Source organism: Streptomyces sp. DSM 40750 (assembly GCF_024612035.1).
GTDB lineage: Bacteria > Actinomycetota > Actinomycetes > Streptomycetales > Streptomycetaceae > Streptomyces.
In genome coordinates this window covers 11,289,548-11,307,865 of the sequence record NZ_CP102513.1, presented here as the reverse complement: position 1 = coordinate 11,307,865, position 18,318 = coordinate 11,289,548, and the positions used below count along the sequence as shown (strand labels likewise).

Genomic DNA, 18,318 nt, shown 5'->3' with positions numbered 1-18,318 from the left:
TGATGGCGCTCTTTGAAATTGGTTCAGGCAAGATTTTCGTGGAGCGTGACGGAGCGTCATCGCGATCAGGCGAGAAGGACCCGCTTGCGCAGCAGCGGGAGTCCGGCGCGGTTGTACATCTGCCGCTTCAGCGTTTTGAGTCTGTTGACGTGCCCCTCGACGATGCCAGAGCTGTAATGCAGGGTCAGTCCGGCCAGTACGGCGTCGAGGTCCTGGCGCAGGAACCCCGCGAAGCCCTTGATGGGCGGCGGTGCCGTTCGTTCGGCCTGGCGTATCCAGTCCTCCAGTTGGGCGCCTCGGCGATGTCGGAGCAGGTCGGTGAACGCGCGGGCGAAGTCGCAGGCTGCGGTGATGTCCGGGCAGGCAAGCCGTACCTCGTCCAGCCCTGCGGTGCTGCGTGGTGACAGGTTCTCGCGGGCCTGCATGATCCAGCCGGTGATCCGCCGCGGGCTTGGTATCTCGGCGGGGGCTGGGGGTGCGGTGCCGGCCCGCACGGTGCGGAGGTATCGGGTGAGGGTGGAGTAGCCGCCCCGGTAGCCCTGCTCGCGCAGGCGTTGGAATAACTCCTTGCCGCTCGTGCGGCCGGCAGCGAACTCGGCCTGCAGGAAGGGCTTGAAGCGGTCGAGGGGGACGCTGCGGCGGTCGCGGGCGGAGGCGAGCAGGGTGTCGAGGTCGATGTCACGGTAGTGGCGCACGGTCTTGCGGTCCAGGCCCAGGCGGCGGGCGATCTCGCTGACCGGGTAGCCGATATTGACCATGCGGTTGATCTCCACGTGCCGGTTCAGGACACGCTGGACGATCAACGTCGGAGGCAGGGCATCGAGCACAGGCAGCTGAACGGGGCGGCCCTGGCCCCGCTCTGCGTGCTTCTTCAGGCAGCCGCGGTGCTGGTGACAGACCTGCTCGACCGCCCGGGACAAGCCCTGAAGTAAATGCCATCGATCAGCAACTTGCACCGCATCTGGGCAGGCCGTGGTCGCAGCGAGGCTGTAGCTGCTGTCGCGATCACGGCAGATGACCTCGGCGCCGGGGTGCGCGGTCAGCCACGCAACGAGAGTGTCGGACGAACGGTCGGGAAGCAGATCGATCACCGCCGAGGAGTCGACGTCGACCAGGACGGTGCCGTAGGTCCGGCCCTTGCGGAAGGCGAAGTCGTCCACCCCCAGCACCAGCGGACTGGACGCTGCGTTGGTCGCGGGCGGGTCGGGCAGAGCCATCAGCATGCTGAGCAGCGTCACCCGGCTGACTGCCACCGCAAGCACCGCCGCCATCCGGGCTCCGGCCCGCCCGGCCAGGGCCAACGCGATCGCCACCAGCAGGCGGTGCAGTGGCGGGGTTCTCCGGCCGTAGCGCACGGTCAGGCCCTCGACCTGCTCAACGAAGGTACGGCGCAGGCAAGCCGGCTGATCGCAGACGAGGCGGCGGACCGACAGGTCAATGACGACGGGCCGCCCGGCGACGGCGGTATCGGCGAGGTGCCGCTGGTAACGGCTGTGGACACGATGCGCGGCCGAGCCGCAGCCGGGGCAGTCCACCACGAAGTCGTCCCGAGTACGCGCGGTGACATGCACCGTGCCACCCTCGACAAACACCCGCTCCACCAGCACCGTCTTCAGGTGCGGGAACGCTATATCCAGAAGCTCGTCACACTTAGGTGACGATGCCAGGTAGCTGACGCTCCGTCACGCTCCACGAAAATCTTGCCTGAACCTTGAAATTGGCCGCCCCCTGCTCGGGGGTGTGCCCACACCTGCTCGCGATTCCCCAGCTGTGGAATGACCTCCTGGGGCAGGGGCCCGTTTGTCCTCGGCCGATGATTAGGTCTGGTTCGCGATCCGGCGGCCGAGCTGTTCGCGGAACTCCAGCAAGCCGGACGCGGTGACCTCGGAGCGGGGCCGTACTCACGGAAGTGCTCCGCCGCCATCGCAGGTGAGTGGATGAAGCACACGCTGTCGACGTCGGGCAGCGAGGCCTCACCGATCACCCAGTAGAGCGGGGTGGGCCGTTCGCGGGTGGGGCCGAGCTGGGGCTTTGACAGAACTCAAACCGCCGTTCCCAATCGCGTGGAGATCATTACCCGACTGCGTGCATAACGCGATCATGTAGGCCTCGGGCCCTCCGAAGCAGTGCCGCTCCCCCGGCCTGATCGGCTGCAGCGTCATGGGTTTTCTCGTTATCTCGTTACTCCGCAGCGCGGCCGATGAGTTTGTGGCTCCCGGCCGGTCCAAGCTCGTGACACCCTAGGAAAGGACACCGCCATGTCGGAGCTTCTCGTCGACTTCATCACCTCCCTCGACGGCCACGCATCGGGAGAGGGATGGCCCGGGTTCTGGGGCATCGAGGGCCCGGAGTACCTCGCATGGCTCGGCGAGCAGCCCGAGGCCACCTACCTGATGGGAGCGAACACCTACCGCCTGATGTCGGGCTTCGCCGCAGGCGAGGTCCCGAATGGCCAAGACGAGTTCAGGCCCGAAGAAGAGGCGTCCGTCGACGAGCTCACGCAAGCGTCCAAGGTGGTCTTCTCCTCCTCACTCGAGGAGCCACTGACGTGGGCCAACTCCACGCTCGTCCGCGACGACGCCGTCGAGGCGGTCCGCGCCATGAAGTCGAGTGGCTCGGGGCTCCTCAGCACGATCGGCAGCCTCAGCCTGTGCCGGTCCCTGCTACGAGCCGGACTCGTCGACCGCTTCCGGGTCGTGATGTTCCCGGTGATCACCGGGGCCACAGGCGAAGAACGCATCTACGACGGCTATCCGGACGTTGCCCTCGAGATGATCGAGCACCGCACCTTCGACGGCCGCATCCAGCTGGTCGAGTACAAGCCCCGCGTGCTCGAGCACCCGCCGCTCGGCGTCCCTGCGTGACGTCGCCCCGTCCGCCGGCCTGGACGGCCGCCAGGCCGGCGCCGGCGGCTTCGGTCGCTGGGCCCTCACACGCGCTCTTATTCGCCACACGCTTCAAGACGCAACGAAGTGGAGGGAAGAGCGTCCCTGGCCGATTTCAGAGATCCTCATCACCGGACAGGTCGGCGACGTGACCGCCTTCGCTGCTACCGGCGGGACGACGCTCTCGACGTGAACACTCCTTCCACCCCGCGACATAGTTGCCGCCGTACGGTTCACCTCCGCTCACACGCAGAGCAGACCATGCGCGCCACACCGGCCAGGGTGATTGCCGGTTCACCTCCGCGCGAGCGGAGGTGAACCGGACTCAGTGCGGGGTGTCCAGGACGCGCGGGATGCGCTCTCCGCACGAGCGGAGACACACCCAGGTACCGGCGGCCCGTAATCCGAGCAGCTGGACGAGACCCGTCTTCGACTGCCCCGACGTCCTCACCGCAAGAACCACGCGGCACCCCTACAAGAGGATCGAGTGACAGCCCGGGGTCGTTTCCTCCTGGTCGAAGTTCCTGACCCCACCTCGACGCACATCTCGCGTGCCGCGAACCCAGACGACCGCCACATCGAACGCGTCGACCCACCTGCACCGGCCGGAGCGCAGACCCGTCGACAGCCCTGTCCCCATTACCACCGGCCTCACGATGGCCTCAGTCCGTGCCACCACCGCAGCACGGCCCAGCAGAACAAGTCTCCCCAGCCCCAAGCCTGGCGCATTCGTGCAGGTCAGGCGCCCACCAGCTGACGCAGGCCTAACCGGCTCCAAACTCGCGAGCAGCGGATTCAGTCCGTTTTCAGGCAAAGTTGACGCTCCGCCAGCCAAAAATGAACGTTTTCGCAGGTCACAGGCCTGCTCTGGTGGAGCGGGTAAGACTCGAACCCACGGCGACGGATTATGAGTCCTTTGAGGATCTTGGCGACCCTTGTCGATCAACGCTCATCCTTGACGTTTTAGCAGCTCAGATGGGGTGGACGGTGTCGGTGCTCCTCAGCCTTTGTCAGTCTGTTCCTGTCCTTGCGGCCTCAACTCGGCCTCAACCAGGCCGCAAGGGTCCAGACCGACGGTATCGAGGGCGACCCACCGGCCACGATCCCCCTCCCGAACTCGCCCGCAGCGGATTCCCCTTCCAACGCGCAGGGGCTCCACCCCGGTGTTGGGTTGGAGCCCTGCGGCCGACCGCAGCTTCCGGCGCACTGCATGCCGTAGAAGCCGTATCTGAACCGAACCTGATCGCTTGTTTTCCGCTGGTCAGACATGGTCTAGCTCGGGATGAGGGAGGCATGCGGCGTCTTGTTTCGGCTCCTTGATCGAGGGGTGCGCGATGGCGTCGGTGTTGGGAATGCTGGAGGAGCGGGAGACAGCGGCCCGGGTGCGGGTGGAAGGGCTGCGGGAGGAAGTCGCGCGGCTGGCCGGGGTGTTGGAGGCCGCGGAGATCGAGCTGGACCGGCGGGTGATCGCGCGGGAGGAGCTGGTCGAGGCCCTGGCGGCCTCGGCTGCCGATACCACCGCCGTGACCGAGGCGGAGGCAGAAACCGTGCCCGCGCCGGTGCCGGGCTCGATCGTGCCGCCTTGGCGCGAAGGACTGCCGGTGACGGTGCTGGCGACTGACGGGCATTCACCTCGCGCGGTTCCTACTGGACCCGTGCGAGGTACCGGTGGAGGTCACGGATTACCTGGCGGGTCGGCTGGAGATCGCCGACGCCGGAGCATCACCTGCTGGAACTGGAGCTGGCGGCCGCCGCCGAAGTCCGGCAGACGGCGACGCAGCCGCTGACTGGGGAACGGCTCACTGGATCAGCTCGATGTGCGGATGGTCCGGGGATACCGGGCAGACGTGCAGCTGCAGATCGTAGCCTCGGGCGAGGTCGAGCATGGTCGGGTTGTGCGGTTCGGGATGGGTGGTGGATGACAGAGAGCGGGCTCGGTCCTCGTCGGGAATCCAGTCGGGATAGTTGGAGTTCCATTCGCCCGAGGCGATGGTCAGCAGCGGATCCATCTCGGTGCCGCATGAGGGGCAGAGCCGGGGTAGGGGATCGGTGAGGCCCCAACGGGTCCATCCACCGACCTTCCAGCCGGGAGCGACGGACATCCTGCCCGTGTAGAGCTCGTTGTAGAAATCCTTCGAGTAGGGCGTGTCAGAGCTGTCCAGCGGGTACGGCGTGTTGTCAAAGCTGTCCAGAGCGGCGCCGGCCGTCTGCCACCTGCGCCAGTCCTCCAGCTGCCGCTGGAGCTCCTTGCCCAGTTCCATGATGTTGGGGTATTCGGTGATCTGCTCCGGCGCGAGCAGGCACGGCTCCGGCAGGTAGCCGGGGAACTGGATCGCGGGCGGCTCGGGGGGTGTGTCGAGGATGTCGGTGACTGTGGCGGCGGACCGCCAGAACAGCGCGGTCTCGGGCTGCGCGGGGTGGTCGAAGGGGCACCACAGCACTTGGAGCAGATCTGCCTCGGCCTGCTTGGGCGGGCGCAGCAAGGGGACGTCGCGTACGTACAACTGGGCCACGGGCAGCATGGCGATCGGGCCCTCGGGCCACGGGCGGCCAGCCTTGATCCGCTCCTCGATCGCCAGCTCCTCGGGCGTGTACCGGGTCCCCGGGGGATCGCCGCCCGGCCGGTTCGCCACCGCTGCCCGGATGCGTCGCCGCTGCCGCACGTCCTCGGGCGAGAGGATCTCGTTCCACCCGTCCCACTCGTGCGGTCCCTCGCAGTGCGGCCATGGCTCGTCGGCGGGCCACAGCAGCGGCCCGCCGACGGAGCTGTCGTACGGCGTGGGCGACCCGGGGCGGGGATGCAGCCGGGTCGCCGTGCGTGCCAGCGGGGCCAGTTGCGGGGCGACCGCGGTGACGTCGACCAGCCGCGGCGGAGTGGTACGGATACGGAGTGCGGCGGCAATGCTCATTGCCCGCTCGGCGCACACCGACCGGATCTCGTCCAGCAGCTCGGGGTAGTGCTCGCCGTACGTGTTCAGCGCATGCCACACCGCGTCCAGTGCTGCTACGAGCGGGGCGGGCTTGGCGGCGGCGAGCACGGCGGGAAGAGCGAAGTGCGGCTGTGAGATCCGTCCCGGGGTGCGCGGCGTAACGGCAAGGGGCACCACGACGACCTTGCGCCCTGTGTCCGCGAACGGCGGCGGGACGTACGGCGGCCGCTCCGGAGGTATCGCTTCGAGCACCGTCCTGTCCGGTACACGAGGGTCGGAGCGCAGGGCCTCCCACATCCGGGCCGGGTCGTCGAACGGCGGCGGCAGAGGGCGTCCCTCTGCCGACTCCGAGAGCGCCTGGGCGACCCACGGCACATCGGTCAGGCCCGCAGCCTCGCAGGCCCGCCGCGCGGCCAGCAATGCCACTGCGCGCTGGACCTCGGGACCCACGACATCGAGGGCGTGCACCAGGTCGCTGTCGAAGCGGAGCAGACCGAGGACGTTGCTCTCGCGGGCACCGCGCAGCCTCTCGCTCGGCAGCCGCCCGCCCCACTCCCACTCCTCGTGGTGCAGGCGGCGCCCCTCGGCGGCTTGTTCGGCCCGCTCCTCGGCCGCCCGTTGGAACACCTGGCGAGTCAGGCGTTCGGCCTCGGCGAGCTGCTCGGGCGTACGCGCCGTCTGGCGCACGTTCCAGTGCAGGTCCCCGGCCATCCGCGAGGTGTGGCGGATCACCTCGTCCGGGCGGGGTGGGGCAGGCCAGAACTGCAGGAGGTAGCTGTCCGCCCGGGACTCCCCAGCCACTCTGGTGGAGAGTTCCCGTCCCTCGTCCATCCCCCGGGCGCAGTACCGGACCCGGTAGTCGGTTCGGGCCAGACCCAGGTCCCACGCGGCCTCGCCGTCCCCCTGCACCAAACTTGTGCGTTCCGACTCGGGGCGGAAGGACACCTCCATCACGTCATCCCAGACCGGGTCCAGCACAGGGGCTGCGTCGTGGACTTCCACGACAAAGCCGACGTCGCCCGCGTACAGCCCGGTGGACAGGACGATCACACCTGGGACCGCAGCCCCGCACAACCCCCCGATCTGGTACGCGAGCGCCTTGGCGAGGTCAGGTCTGGCGCTGTCCGGATCGCTCTCGACGTAGATCTGACGATCGTGAACACGCACCTCGCCTGCGACCGGCCTACGCACAGCACTCCCCTCGTCGAGGACGGCCTCAAAGCCCCTGTCGGGCAGGCCGTCACGTGCCCCGCATCATGCCGCAGGCCACTGACAACACGGCCGACGACGCCGCGAGGCCGACGGTGACATCGATGATGCGGCCACTGACGCAAGAGGGTGTCGGTCACGATGTGCCGTTTGCGGCCCGGCACCTTCTTGCCGCCGTCGTAACCGCGTGAGGCTGCCGACACCGTCGCGGCGGCCCGCACCGACTGCGCGTCGATGCTCCCGCCGTGGGCCCTGCCTCGCGGCCCTCCCGTTCACGGACTTCCCGCGCAGCCGGTCGTGGAAGTCTGTGATCAGCCCGCGCTCGCGCCAGCGGCGGAAGAAGGCGCGGACCCGACCCCAGCCGGGAAAGTCCGCGGGCATCGCCCGCCACGAGATCCCGCCCGTGACCAGGTGACGGATCACGTCCAGCAGCTGCCGGTGACAGTGTCCCTCGGGCGATCCGCCCCTCCCCCAAAGCCAGGTCGGCACCGGCAGCAGAGGCCGGACGGCCGCCCATTCCGCGTCCGACATTGTCGGAGGGATACCGGCGTTCCCGGTCCCGGTGGCCGACCGCGTTGCCGTACGCGTGCGCGAGGTGATCACACGATCGTGCAGCCGCGTTGGCCCGCTACCAGGCGGTCCTCGACCTGTTCGAGAACATCGCCCGCCCCTGAGTCATCGGGAGGTACGGAACAGCGCACCAGGGGGCGAACAGAGTGAGGAACTCGACATGAGCCAACCGACAGCGGCCGGCGACGATGCGGGCCGTCGTCGTCACCCGGCCCGGCGGCCTCGACGCACTGGAGATCAAGGATGTGCCGGTGCCCGTACGCAAGCCCGGCTGGGTGCGGATCAGGGTGAAGGCGTTCGGCGTCAACGAGTCCGAGGTCACCACCCGCAAGGGCGAGTCGGACGCGGAGGTCACCTACCCGCGGATCCCCGGCATCGAGGGCGTCGGCGTGGTCGATGAGGCCGACGAGAACAGCGAGCTGAGGCCGGGACAGCAGGTGGCCACGATGATGGGCGGCATGGGCCGCTCGTACGACGGCGCGTACGCCCAGTACGTGACCGTCCCCGCCGGGCAGGTCATCCCGTTCGAGACCGGCCTGCCGTGGGAGGTCGTCGGCGCGCTGCCGGAGATGTTCCAGACCGCCTACGGATCGCTGACCACCGGCCTGGACCTCAAGGCAGGGCAGACGCTGCTGATCCGCGGCGGCACCTCCACGGTCGGGCTGAGCGCGGCCACGATCGCGAAGGACCTCGGAGCCACCGTGCTGTCCACCATCCGCAGCCCGGAGAGGGCCGGGGAACTGCGGGCCGCGGGCGCCGACCATGCCCTCGTCGACAACAGCACGATCGCCGACCAGGTGAGCGAGCTGATGCCGGACGGCGTCGACGCCGTACTGGAGCTGGTGGGCTGCTCGGTCCTCGCCGACACCCTCCGCACCGTCCGCCGGCACGGCACGGTCTGCTTCACCGGAGCCCTGTCGGGCCAGTGGACGATCCCCGATTTCACCCCGTTCATGATCCCCAACGGGGTGCGGCTGACGTCCTACGGCGGTCAGGCCGCCGACCTCCCGGCCCACGTCTTCGCCCACCAGCTCCAGGCCATCGCCGCAGGGCTCCTCAAAGTCCCGGTCGCGAAGGTCCACCACGGCCTGGAACAGGTCCGTGACGCCCAGGCCGACGTCGAGTCCGGCACCACGCCGGGCAAGCACGTCGTCGTCCTGGACGACTGAGACCTGGGCAGCTGAGAAAGGACAACCAACCACGCCTGATGCGCGACGGCCGACAACGGCCGGTCACAGCATCCGTAAGAGAAACCGGCAGAGGCCCCCCGCCCCCGGCATCATCATCCTCGGCGAAATCGACTCGGGGGCCGATGCCTTCAAGAAGTACGACGGCACGGTCGACGTCACCATGGAGGCCATCGCTGAGACCCAGCCGGCAACCACCGAGATCGTCAACCAGCGAGAAAGGGGACCATGTCCCGGGCCTCGCCATCGGCGTGACCGGCGGCGTAGGCTCCCGCCTCGCCGCACGACTCATCTAACAGGGCGACCAGGTTGTGGGCCTTCACCGCCATACCGCGCAGGCGCACACCCCGGAATCCGACGGAATGGAGCCGGTTCTCGGCGACCTGACGTCGCTCAGCGTCGACACTCCAGCCGCCCGTCTGGAAGGTGCCGACGCAGTCGTCTTCACCGCGGGCGCGAGCGGAACCTGCCCGCGAAAGGCGGACGCTGTCGACGGGCAGGGCGTGGAAATCGCGGCAACCGCCGCAACGAAGGCAGGAGTCCACCGGCTCCTCCTCCTTTCCACCTTCCCCCTGCGCAGCCCGCCCTACCAGACAGGTGTCCAGTTGTGGTGGGCGGAACATCAGGAGAGGCCTATGAGCGCACCAGCACGCCGTCGGGATGCGGCGCAGAACCGAACCCGCATACTGGAGGCCGCCCGCGCAGCCGTTGCCGAGTCCAACGACGTCCCCTCAACGGGATCGCCAAGCGCGCCGGTGTAGGAGAGGGAACGCTCTACCGGCACTTTCCCAACCGCGAAGCGCTCCTCGCCGAGGCGTACCGGCGCGATATCGAAGAACTCGTGGTCGCCGCCTCCGCTCTGCTGGCGGAAAACGAGCCTGTGGAAGCCTTCCGTCGCTGGCTCGACCGAGTGATCGACTACGCCGACATCAAGCGCGGTGTCCTGGCAGCGCTTGAGGCGGCGGCATGGCAGGGCCTTGCCGCCCACAGCCACAACCCCATCGAGGGCGCCCTCGGGCACCTGCTGGACGCCGGAAAAGCGGCAGGTTCCATCCGTGCGGACGTGGACGCCCACGGGGTCCTCCTGCTCATCGCATACCTCGGCCGACTGGACCGGAATGAGTGGGAATCAAGGGCCCGGCCTTTGATGAACGTCATCCTCGACGGTCTTTCCCGACAAGACGCGGACCGGTGAGGGCAGAGGACCGGCCAGAATCGTCTGGCTATTCACTAAGAACTCCTAACGGGATGCGCTCGGAACTCGGTGCGCGGCATGTGTCCAGAACCTCGTGAGTGCCGACAGAGCCACTCGATGAATTGACCGTGGCTGCGCTTGCGTTGGCGTGCCGGTCCGGGAGCTCGGGTTCAGCTCGCGGTCGAGTCCTTGGTCAGCGCGTCCATGAAGAGGTCGACGAGCGGACGGGCTTGCTCTTTGGTGCCGTGCTGCACGGAATAGGCGATGCCACCCATGAGGAGTAGGACATTGTCCGGGGCGACGTCCGTTCGCAGGCTTCCGTCTCGGGCGCCGGCCGTGAGGAGGGTGGCGACGGCGTCGGTAAGGAGTGCGCGGCTGTCGGAGTATGGATCGATGCCGGAGGCGATGACCGCGTTGAGGGCTTCGGACATTCCGCTCTTTGCCGTGGCGTAGTGGATGAAGTGTTCCATCCACATCCGGGTGGCCTCGGCAGCCGGGTGCTGGGTGAGAAGGTCGTTCACCTTCTCGCACACCTGGGTGAGTTGGCGCCGGTAGGCGGCGTCGATGAGGACTTCCCTAGTCGGGAAGTGCCGGTAGAGCGTGCCGACACCGACGCCCGCCTGCTTGGCGATGGCGGCAGGCGCGGTGTCCAGCCCCTGCTCGGCGAAGGCCTGCGCGGCGACCTCCAGCAGGCGCTCCCGGTTCTGCAGCGCGTCACTCCTGGTGCGGCGGGGCGTGGCGGGCATGCGGGTTCCTTCGGTGTCGGTCTCCAGTTGCTTTCCGGAATCTGTTCCGCTTAACTTTAAACGGAATAGGTTCCGGTATCACTCTACTTCAGGAGACCCCCATGCCCGCTCCCTCCGACAAGGCCTCACGTCACTGGTTCGTCACCGGAGCCTCCGGTGGGCTGGGCCGCCATCTCACCGAGCACGCCCTCCGGAACGGCGACCGCGTTACGGCGACGGTCCGCCGCCCGGCAGTTCTGGAAGACCTGCGCGAGACGTACGGCGACCGGCTGACTGTCGAGATCCTCGACCTCACGCGGCCGGCCGATGTGGACAAGGTGGTCGGCAGGACGCTCCGGTCCGGGGCGGTGGACATTGTGGTCAACAATGCCGGATACGCGGTTGTGGGCGCCGCCGAGGAAATGACCGTCGAGCAGATTCGCGACCAGATCGAAGTCCTCCTGCTCGCGCCGATGGTGATCACCTGCGCCTTCCTGCAGCCGATGCGTGAGCAGGGCGGTGGCCGGATCATCCAGATCTCCAGCGTGGGCGGCCAGGTCGGTATCCCCACTCACAGCTCCTATCACGCGGGCAAGTGGGGGCTGGAGGGCTTCACCGAGAGCGTCAGCCGCGAGGTCTCCGACTTCAACATTCACCTCACTCTGGTCGAGCCCGGCGCCACCCGCACAGGCTTCGCTTCGGCCCTGCAATACACCACCGAAACGACCGTCTACCGCGACAATGCCGTCGGCCGGACCCGGCACTACCTGGAAACCGCAGACGAGAGCGTCTTCACCGGCGATCCGGCCAAGCTCGCCGCCGCCATTTACGACACCACCCGCCACCCGAGCCCGCCACTGCGCCTGACTCTCGGCTCCGACACCTATAGCGCAATCCACGCGGCACTCACCGAACGTCTCACCGCGCTCGAGACTCAGAAGGATCTCGCTGAATCTGTCGCCTTCACCCGCTGATCCGCCCCACCGGCACGACCCGTCAGGAAATCTCGCCGCCATTACGGCCTTGCGCATCTCTGCAACTTCGACGTCCGGAAGTCCGCCACGTCGTCTCACCCAGCACTCCCACGCGATCGCATCAGGCGTCGCCAGCAGATGAGTGCGCATCCGAGAGTGAGGAACGCTTCGCGGATGTCGTCGCGTATCTCCCAGCGGATTCGCAAGCGGCGGAACCAATGTAAATGGGCGAACGCGCCCTCCACGACCCAGCGTTGGGTGCCCAGTCCGGAGCCGTGCTCGGTGCCACGGCGGGCGATCAGCGGCTTCACCCCGAGGACCCAGACCAGTCGGCGGTATTTGTCGTGGTCCTAGCCGCGGTCGGCCAGCACCACGTCGGGGCGGCGTCGGGGCCGGCCGCGCTTGCCGCGAACGGGCGGCACGGCTTGGAGGAGCGGGATTAGCTGGTGACATCGTTGCGGTTGCCCCCAGTCAGGGTGGCGGCGAGCGGGATGCCGGTGGCGTCGGTGATCAGGTGGTGTTTGCTGCCCGTCCTCCCGCGGTCCACCGGGCTTCGTCCAGTCTTGGCGCCTCCCTTCACCGCACGGATGTGGGGGCCGTCGACGGCTGCACGGGAGAAATCGAGGGCATTCGCGCTGCGGAGTTCGGCGAGGAGGACCCCGTGCAGCTGGGGCCATACACCTGCCTCGGTCCACTCGGCCAGGCGGCGCCAGCAGGTCATTCCCGACCCGAAGCCGAGTTCCTGCGGCAGATGTTCCCAGGCGATCCCGGTGCACAGCACAAACAGGACGCCCTGGAAGACCAACCGGTCAGGATGCCGTTTGCGTCCCGGATGCCGCGTCCGACGCTCCACCTTGGGCAGCAACGGCTCGATCACCGCCCACAGCTCGTCTTCGACTTCCCACGGCTTCGGCCGCGCCACCGCACACCCCCAGGTCGTCAGTCCCGGAGTGATCCAACCAGCTCGAAGATCATTTCGTTAGGAGTTCTAAGCGGAAATGACCGGGCACTGTTGACTGTTCATGGACGTGCCGAGCCCGCCGACATCCGTGGCCTGGAACGTTCAGGTGTCGGCCGAGGCGGGTTTCCTCGGCCGGCTGGGGATGGCGCCTTCCGGGCATGGCGCCTGGTCATGAGGTGATCGACGGCGAGTGGCACATCGTGCACTCCCATGAGGCGTTCACGCAGACCGCGATGGGAGCCATCGCCTCCTGACGGGCAAGGGGCCTCCGCCGCCGGGATTCCGTCACGCGTCGGTCCTCGTTGCGCGGGCCGCGAAGGCGGACGGGGTGAGACCGGTGCGGTCGCGGAAGAAGCGGCCGAAGTTCGCGGGGTCGGTGAAGCCGAGGTGGACGGCCACAGCCCGGGCGTCCCACCGGGCACCTCCCAGCAGGCGCCGGGCTTCCAGGAGGCGCCGCTCGTCGATGAGTTCACGCACCCCCTTGCCGGTGGCGTCCCGGGCGGCACGGCTAAGGGTGCGGACCGAGCAGCCGAGCAACTCGGCGTAATCCGCGGCTTGATGCAGCTCGCGAAAGTGCAGCTCCAGGGCGTCCAGGAAGCGCCCGTACCTGTCGGCACGGCCACGGCCGGCGCGGGCCGTGGCCGCGGCCGTGCCGATGGGTGCGATTCCTTGGGAGTTGGCCAGGCGCAGCAGCAGCGATTCGAGCAGGCTGCGCCGCAGGCCGTGGTGGATGTCGAGGGGGCGGCGCCCCAGTGCGCGGTGTTCGTCCAGGAGCTGGAGTGCCGTCTGCTGGAGCCAGGCGGTGTCGTCGGGGTGCGGGCTGAGCACGGCAGGGGCCTCGTGCGCGGTGAGCGGGGCCAGGAGACGGGCGAGGTCGGGCCGCAGCACGTCCGGTTCGAACAGGATGAACGGGCCGCGGGCCGCGCCGGGCGGATGCCAGCACTGCGCGTGCCCGGGACGCACCCACAGCCACTGGCCGGGGGCGACGGTCCGCGTGACGTGGTCGACGTCGTGTCGCAGCTCACCCTCGGTGACCGCGATGAGGTAGTGGAAGGTGGCACGGCCCGGACGGGGCGGGTTCCACGGCCAGTCGTCGTGCTGGGCGAAGAAGTCCTCGACGGTACTCACCTCAAGGCCGTAGGGAGTGCCGACCGGGGGCTGGAAACCGTACAGCGGAACCGCAGCTGGTCCGGCCTGCCTGCTCGGCCCGGAGTGTCGCTTGTCGACCATCACGTGTCCGCAGCCTACCGCCCTTTCAGGCGGCTTCGACGGAAGGATGGGACGTGCCACCGCGCCCGCGCGGCGCGCCCGCCGCCTCCTTCGCTACCACAGTCCGTCACCACCTGAGAAGGCTCACCACCCATGAACGGATCGGCCCTGCACAAGACCGCCGCCGACTGCGCGGAGGAACTCCCCGGAGCCCAGCTGGAGCACCCCTTCGGCCCCGACTGGGAGGTCTTCAAGGTGCGCGGCAAGGTGTTCATGCTGATGACCGAGGTCCCGGGGCGGCCCGTCGTGATCCTCAAGGCGGACCCCGGCGAGGCCCACGCCCTGCGGCAGCAGTACAGCCACATCACCCCCGGCTACCACATGAACAAGAAGCACTGGATCACCCTGGAGAGCGGAGAAGGCGTCGACAAGGAGCTCGTCAGGGAGCTCGTCACCGACTCCTACCGGCTCGTCGTCGCTCACCTACCCAGGGCCGAGCGGCCGGTCGACCCTCACACCTACGGCACCGGCGCACGGGCGGCCCGGTGAGCGCGGCCGGCGACCGGCTCCAGGACACCGCCCGCCGGGCGGCCCTGGCCCTGACCGACGTCAGCCACGGCTACCCCTTCCCCCCCGAACTCGACGTGTACAAGGTCGCGGGGAAAGTGTTCCTGATCGTCACCGACGACCCCGACGATCAGATCATCACGGTCAAGTGCGAACCCGAACACGCCCGCGCGCACGTACGCGGCCACGCCTCGATCACACCGGGCCGCTATCTCAACAACGGCACTGGATCTCCCTGGGGCCAGGCCCCGGCGTCACCGAGCGACTGGTCACCGACGCGGTCGAGGATTCCTACGACCTGGCCGTCGAGCGGCTGCCGCGACGAGACCGCCCCAGGGCTCGATGAGCACCGCGAACTTCCCCACGAGCGGCTGAGCCGACGCCTGTCAGCGCCCCGTGCAAGGCTCGCCACGTCCGCACACCTCCGCCTCCGACCTGAGAGACCGATGGAACCGACCCTGCCGCTCTTACGGTCGCACGGTTCGTGGTGGCGAGGACCGCGCCCACGGGGGGGAAGGCGATCGATGCGTTCGCCCGCGCCTACGGCACCAAATGGCCCAAGGCCGTCGCGAAGATCACCGACGATCAGGAGGAGCTGCTGGCGTTCTACGACTTCCCTGCCGAGCAGTGGATCCACCTGCGGACCACGAACCCCATCAAGTCGACGTTCTCCACGGTCAAGCTCCGCACCAAGGTTACCCGCGGGGCCGGCAGCCCCGCCGCGGCACTCGCGATGGTGTTCAAGCTCGTCGAGTCCGCCCAGGCCCGCTGGCGCGCGATCACTGGCGCCCACCTGCTGCCCCTTGTCCGTGCGGGAGCCGAATTCGAAAGCGGTGTGCTGGTCGAACGTGGCACGGTGGCGGCATGAACCCGCCGCCACTCCCCCGGACGTCCCCTCACCGCGGTCAGGTGATCATCCTGACCGGGCCGCCCGGAGCCGGCAAGAGCACCGTGGCGCGACTGCTGGCAGATCACCTGACTCCCAGCGTCCACCTGCACAGCGACGACTTCTGGCGCTATATCAAGCAGGGCTGGATCGCGCCTTACCTGCCCGAAGCACACGAGCAGAACCAAGTAGTCCTGCAGGTACTGGTCTCGGCAGCGTTCGGCTACGCCGACGGCGGCTACCAGGTGATCTGCGACGGCATCGTCGGGCCCTGGTTCATCGACATCTTCCGCGTGACGGCCCGGGAGCGGGCCCTGCCGCTGAGCTACGTCATCCTTCGGCCGGACCAACACACCACACTGGAGCGGGCAACGAGCCGGGCCGGCGACGCTTTGACCGACCCCGAGCCGATCCGCTCACTGCACGGCCAGTTCAGCAACCTGGGCACCTATGAGGCCCACGTCCTGGATTCCACCAACCTGACCGCTGAGGCAACCGCCGACAGCATCCTGCAAGGCCTCGCGAGGGTCGCCTACCTCCTCAACCTCAACCCGAGCGACAGCATCACCGACGCGAACGACTCGATCCACAACTCTTGACAATGGCTCTGATCAGCCACCCCGAAGCCGTCCGCAGGCTCGGCCGCCTGAACAACCAGTGGCTGACCAACGTCGGCTACCAGGCGAAGAAGACGGTCGACGAGCAGATCCGCTTCCTGCGCACCACGATGGGTGCACACCGTGCCTTCGGCACCGCGTCCAGGGCGGGGCGGTCCTCGCCGTGGCCGACGACCCTCCACACCGGCTGGTCGTGCCCCTGCCGGGTCAGCTGCGTCAGAGTCGTGGTCGCCACCGTGAGCCGGCGATTTCACGCCCCGGACGCGGCGGGCACGCTCGTGGAAGGCGGCCCCCTCGTTGTCGGGGCCGCGCGGCACGGCGCGGGAACGAAGATGAACAGCACCCGTGCGCTTGAAGTGGGCGGCGACGGTCTACTCGACGACGTACCGCAGCTTCTCGAGACTGACGATGTCCGGCCTCTTCCCCCGTTACAGTCGCGCCATGTCCAAGATCGAGATAGACGTGGTGACCGCCGAGTTCTTCGAGGCCTTTGACAACCGGGGCGGCAAGGTTGCCGACGTGGCCCGGATCCGCCGACTGGTTCTTCCGGGTGGTGTGATCGTCAAGACCGGCCCGGAGTTCACGGTCTACACCGTGGACCAGTTCATCGAGCCTCGCCAGCGGCTGTTGACCGACGGACGGCTGGTCGAGTTCTCCGAGTGGGAAGCCTCCGAACGGACAGAGATCGCGGGCGATATCGCGTCGCGGTTCTGCGAGTACCGCAAGTCCGGGACCTTGGATGGTGAGCCGTTCGAGGGAGGCGGGACCAAGACCATCCAGTTCGTCCGTACCTCAGAGGGCTGGCGGATCGCAGCGTTTGCCTGGTACGACCAGCCCTGACCGCAGGGGAGGTCGGACGCCCACACCTACGCCAGCCGCCACCCCGGCCGATGTCTTGTCATCTCCGACGACGAAGCACTGACAGATGGAACCAAACTGGCGGAAGCGTGCGTGCGTCTGGCCACCGCCTCCTGCGACACCCAGCAGCCCGACCGCACAAAAATCCACCGCACAGCTGGCCTGGTGGCCAGCGAGGGCTGGCCGTGGCCAGGCCTCGGCACAGACGCAACCGGTAGCGATCAGCCGTCGTGGTGCCCGTACATTCCAGCAGAGGCGGCCTAGCGTCTCGTGGTGAATCCGGGGACTCCATGTTCCCGGACGCGGTTGATCGCGCGAGAGCCGACGCATGACAGCAGGGTCTCTTGGCAGTTCGGGGTGCGTATCCGATCACCAGAAGATCGTTGCCGCAGTCTTTCGCACTCGCGTGCGTGGATTCCCACTCGCCGTCCCTGTCGTGTGACTGCCTCGCGCACCGGTTCGACAACGTGGCGAACGGGCCGGAGCGCGTGCGGTGTTACGCCTGCGACATGACGGAGGCTAAATGGCAGGTCATCCGGCCGTTGCTGTCCATTCCGGCATGGCTGGAGGGGTGGGGCGGGCGGCCGGAGGGCTACCGCCACCGCGTGCTGCCGGGATTCCGGAGATTGCCTACCTACGTGGCGTCGGGCCCCAGTCGCACAGCCCCTGTCCCCAGGATTCCGGGTCGAGGCCCGTGTGGTGCGGTCAGGGCTTTGTGGGTCGACTCCATGATCTTTTCCGACAGTTCGGTGCCCGCCGTGGCCCGGGCAAGCAGGATCGCGCCGACCAGAGTGGCCACCAGGGGAAGGCCCTCGCTGGTGTCGGTGGACATCCACGCGGCGAATTCCTCGACTCCGGCCGCGTACGTTTCGCGTACTTCCCCGGATGTGGGCTCGCGGGCCATGTCCCCTGCGAATCCGGCGGTGGGGCAGCCGGTGCCGGGCTGGTCACGGTGCTCGGCCGACAGATAGAAGTCGACGAGGGCGCCGCACGCGGTCTCGTGATCGCCGTGGGCCGTGTCGAACGACGCCAGGAGCAGGTCGAGGTCCCCGAAGGCGGCCTGAGCCGCCTCGGCCACCAGGGCCTCCTTGGAGGGGAACTGCTTGTAGAAGCCGCCCGTGGTCAGCCCGATGGACTTCATCAGATCGGCGACGCTGATGCCGTTCACACCGCGCTCCCGGAAGAGCTGGGAGGCCGCGGCGACCGCGCGCCTGCGGTTCTCGAGCGCCTGTGCTTGCGAAACCCGACTCATCAGTCACCCGCCCACGTTAGATAGTTAAGTGCATCTATCGTACGCGAAGTGCCGGGCGGCCGGCCGCGGCGTCCTCTTCCCGTGCGGCTCCTTCTCGCCGCCGCAAGGCGAGGAGCTCGCGGGCCCGCATCCGAAGCGGAAGCGGCTTCCGGCCGTGCGGGGCATCCGTTCCGGGGTGTCGTTCGCCGTGCCCGCGTGCTCGCCGTGAGGGCAGTGCGCGAAACCGTCCATGGCGACCAGGCGGCCCGATGACTCTCCATTCGAACCTGATCGGCCGCCGACCCTGTAGCCCC

At 68.2% G+C, this 18,318-nt stretch carries 15 protein-coding genes and 5 pseudogenes; 11 read left to right on the top strand and 9 right to left on the bottom strand.

Annotated elements, in window-relative coordinates:
- Positions 1-65 precede the first annotated feature (65 nt).
- The gene (locus tag JIX55_RS49630; RefSeq protein ID WP_257561319.1) at positions 66-1,571 is read right to left on the bottom strand and encodes an ISL3 family transposase; all 1,506 of its coding nucleotides are present in this window, start codon (positions 1,569-1,571) and stop codon (positions 66-68) included.
- Positions 1,572-2,258: 687 nt separating this feature from the next.
- On the opposite strand from JIX55_RS49630, the gene JIX55_RS49625 reads away from it, so the two are divergent.
- Both JIX55_RS49625 and JIX55_RS49620 read left to right on the top strand, forming a co-directional pair.
- Positions 2,259-2,864 (top strand): dihydrofolate reductase family protein, encoded by a 606-nt coding sequence (locus JIX55_RS49625; protein ID WP_257561320.1) that lies wholly within the window; start codon positions 2,259-2,261, stop codon positions 2,862-2,864.
- Between the two features lie 1,355 nt (positions 2,865-4,219).
- Positions 4,220-4,672, top strand: a complete 453-nt coding sequence (locus tag JIX55_RS49620) for a hypothetical protein (protein WP_257561321.1) — start codon at positions 4,220-4,222, stop codon at positions 4,670-4,672.
- Positions 4,673-4,684: 12 nt separating this feature from the next.
- On the opposite strand, the gene JIX55_RS49615 is transcribed toward JIX55_RS49620, so the two are convergent.
- The 3 genes and pseudogenes from JIX55_RS49615 to JIX55_RS49605 form a co-directional block, all read right to left on the bottom strand.
- Positions 4,685-5,794: a hypothetical protein gene (locus JIX55_RS49615; RefSeq protein WP_257569721.1), complete on the bottom strand. Its 1,110-nt coding sequence runs from the start codon at positions 5,792-5,794 to the stop codon at positions 4,685-4,687.
- A gap of 1,067 nt (positions 5,795-6,861) precedes the next feature.
- A complete protein-coding gene (locus tag JIX55_RS49610; protein WP_257569159.1) occupies positions 6,862-7,227 on the bottom strand; it encodes a hypothetical protein in 366 nt (121 codons plus the stop codon).
- A 157-nt stretch (positions 7,228-7,384) separates the two neighbouring features.
- Positions 7,385-7,555, bottom strand: a pseudogene (locus tag JIX55_RS49605) (transposase); the annotation flags it as partial.
- A 227-nt stretch (positions 7,556-7,782) separates the two neighbouring features.
- On the opposite strand from JIX55_RS49605, the gene JIX55_RS49600 reads away from it, so the two are divergent.
- From JIX55_RS49600 to JIX55_RS49590, 3 genes and pseudogenes are all read left to right on the top strand, one after another.
- The gene (locus tag JIX55_RS49600; protein ID WP_257561323.1) at positions 7,783-8,763 is read left to right on the top strand and encodes an alcohol dehydrogenase catalytic domain-containing protein; all 981 of its coding nucleotides are present in this window, start codon (positions 7,783-7,785) and stop codon (positions 8,761-8,763) included.
- A gap of 329 nt (positions 8,764-9,092) precedes the next feature.
- Positions 9,093-9,338, top strand: a pseudogene (locus JIX55_RS51795) (NAD(P)H-binding protein); the annotation flags it as partial.
- A 53-nt stretch (positions 9,339-9,391) separates the two neighbouring features.
- Positions 9,392-9,976: a TetR/AcrR family transcriptional regulator gene (locus JIX55_RS49590; RefSeq protein WP_257561325.1), complete on the top strand. Its 585-nt coding sequence runs from the start codon at positions 9,392-9,394 to the stop codon at positions 9,974-9,976.
- A 170-nt stretch (positions 9,977-10,146) separates the two neighbouring features.
- On the opposite strand, the gene JIX55_RS49585 is transcribed toward JIX55_RS49590, so the two are convergent.
- A complete protein-coding gene (locus JIX55_RS49585) occupies positions 10,147-10,722 on the bottom strand; it encodes a TetR/AcrR family transcriptional regulator (protein ID WP_189783614.1) in 576 nt (191 codons plus the stop codon).
- A 101-nt stretch (positions 10,723-10,823) separates the two neighbouring features.
- Between JIX55_RS49585 and JIX55_RS49580 the strand changes: the two genes are divergently transcribed.
- Entirely contained in the window at positions 10,824-11,675 is an 852-nt protein-coding gene (locus tag JIX55_RS49580; protein WP_257561326.1) for an SDR family oxidoreductase, read from the top strand.
- Positions 11,676-11,770: 95 nt separating this feature from the next.
- Here the strand turns inward: JIX55_RS49580 and JIX55_RS49575 are convergent.
- Positions 11,771-12,597, bottom strand: a pseudogene (locus tag JIX55_RS49575) (IS5 family transposase).
- Between the two features lie 324 nt (positions 12,598-12,921).
- The gene (locus tag JIX55_RS49570; protein ID WP_257561327.1) at positions 12,922-13,764 is read right to left on the bottom strand and encodes a helix-turn-helix domain-containing protein; all 843 of its coding nucleotides are present in this window, start codon (positions 13,762-13,764) and stop codon (positions 12,922-12,924) included.
- A 234-nt stretch (positions 13,765-13,998) separates the two neighbouring features.
- Between JIX55_RS49570 and JIX55_RS49565 the strand changes: the two genes are divergently transcribed.
- The 4 genes and pseudogenes from JIX55_RS49565 to JIX55_RS49550 all read left to right on the top strand — a co-directional run bounded on the left by JIX55_RS49565 (position 13,999) and on the right by JIX55_RS49550 (position 15,897).
- Positions 13,999-14,394, top strand: a complete 396-nt coding sequence (locus JIX55_RS49565) for an MmcQ/YjbR family DNA-binding protein (RefSeq protein ID WP_257561328.1) — start codon at positions 13,999-14,001, stop codon at positions 14,392-14,394.
- Positions 14,391-14,573, top strand: a pseudogene (locus JIX55_RS51110) (MmcQ/YjbR family DNA-binding protein); the annotation flags it as partial. The gene JIX55_RS49565 and the pseudogene JIX55_RS51110, both read left to right, overlap by 4 nt.
- 356 nt (positions 14,574-14,929) lie before the next feature.
- Positions 14,930-15,280: pseudogene (locus JIX55_RS49555) on the top strand (transposase); the annotation flags it as partial.
- Between the two features lie 41 nt (positions 15,281-15,321).
- Positions 15,322-15,897: an AAA family ATPase gene (locus JIX55_RS49550; protein WP_257561330.1), complete on the top strand. Its 576-nt coding sequence runs from the start codon at positions 15,322-15,324 to the stop codon at positions 15,895-15,897.
- Positions 15,898-15,973: 76 nt separating this feature from the next.
- Here JIX55_RS49550 and JIX55_RS49545 read toward each other — a convergent pair whose 3' ends face one another.
- Complete coding sequence (locus JIX55_RS49545) at positions 15,974-16,150, bottom strand: hypothetical protein (RefSeq protein WP_257561331.1); 177 nt, start codon at positions 16,148-16,150, stop codon at positions 15,974-15,976.
- Positions 16,151-16,356: 206 nt separating this feature from the next.
- On the opposite strand from JIX55_RS49545, the gene JIX55_RS49540 reads away from it, so the two are divergent.
- A complete protein-coding gene (locus JIX55_RS49540; RefSeq protein WP_257561332.1) occupies positions 16,357-16,755 on the top strand; it encodes a nuclear transport factor 2 family protein in 399 nt (132 codons plus the stop codon).
- 652 nt (positions 16,756-17,407) lie between these two features.
- On the opposite strand, the gene JIX55_RS49535 is transcribed toward JIX55_RS49540, so the two are convergent.
- Positions 17,408-18,025 (bottom strand): TetR/AcrR family transcriptional regulator, encoded by a 618-nt coding sequence (locus JIX55_RS49535; RefSeq protein WP_257561333.1) that lies wholly within the window; start codon positions 18,023-18,025, stop codon positions 17,408-17,410.
- Positions 18,026-18,318 lie beyond the last annotated feature (293 nt).

Coding starts and splice junctions, on each gene's coding strand:
- JIX55_RS49620 (WP_257561321.1), top strand. CDS start 4,220: ATGGCGTCGGTGTTGGGAATGCTGGAGGAGCGGGAGACAGCGGCCCGG.
- JIX55_RS49540 (WP_257561332.1), top strand. CDS start 16,357: ATGTCCAAGATCGAGATAGACGTGGTGACCGCCGAGTTCTTCGAGGCC.
- JIX55_RS49580 (WP_257561326.1), top strand. CDS start 10,824: ATGCCCGCTCCCTCCGACAAGGCCTCACGTCACTGGTTCGTCACCGGA.
- JIX55_RS49565 (WP_257561328.1), top strand. CDS start 13,999: ATGAACGGATCGGCCCTGCACAAGACCGCCGCCGACTGCGCGGAGGAA.
- JIX55_RS49535 (WP_257561333.1), bottom strand. CDS start 18,025: ATGAGTCGGGTTTCGCAAGCACAGGCGCTCGAGAACCGCAGGCGCGCG.
- JIX55_RS49600 (WP_257561323.1), top strand. CDS start 7,783: ATGCGGGCCGTCGTCGTCACCCGGCCCGGCGGCCTCGACGCACTGGAG.
- JIX55_RS49625 (WP_257561320.1), top strand. CDS start 2,259: ATGTCGGAGCTTCTCGTCGACTTCATCACCTCCCTCGACGGCCACGCA.
- JIX55_RS49615 (WP_257569721.1), bottom strand. CDS start 5,794: ATGAGCATTGCCGCCGCACTCCGTATCCGTACCACTCCGCCGCGGCTG.
- JIX55_RS49585 (WP_189783614.1), bottom strand. CDS start 10,722: ATGCCCGCCACGCCCCGCCGCACCAGGAGTGACGCGCTGCAGAACCGG.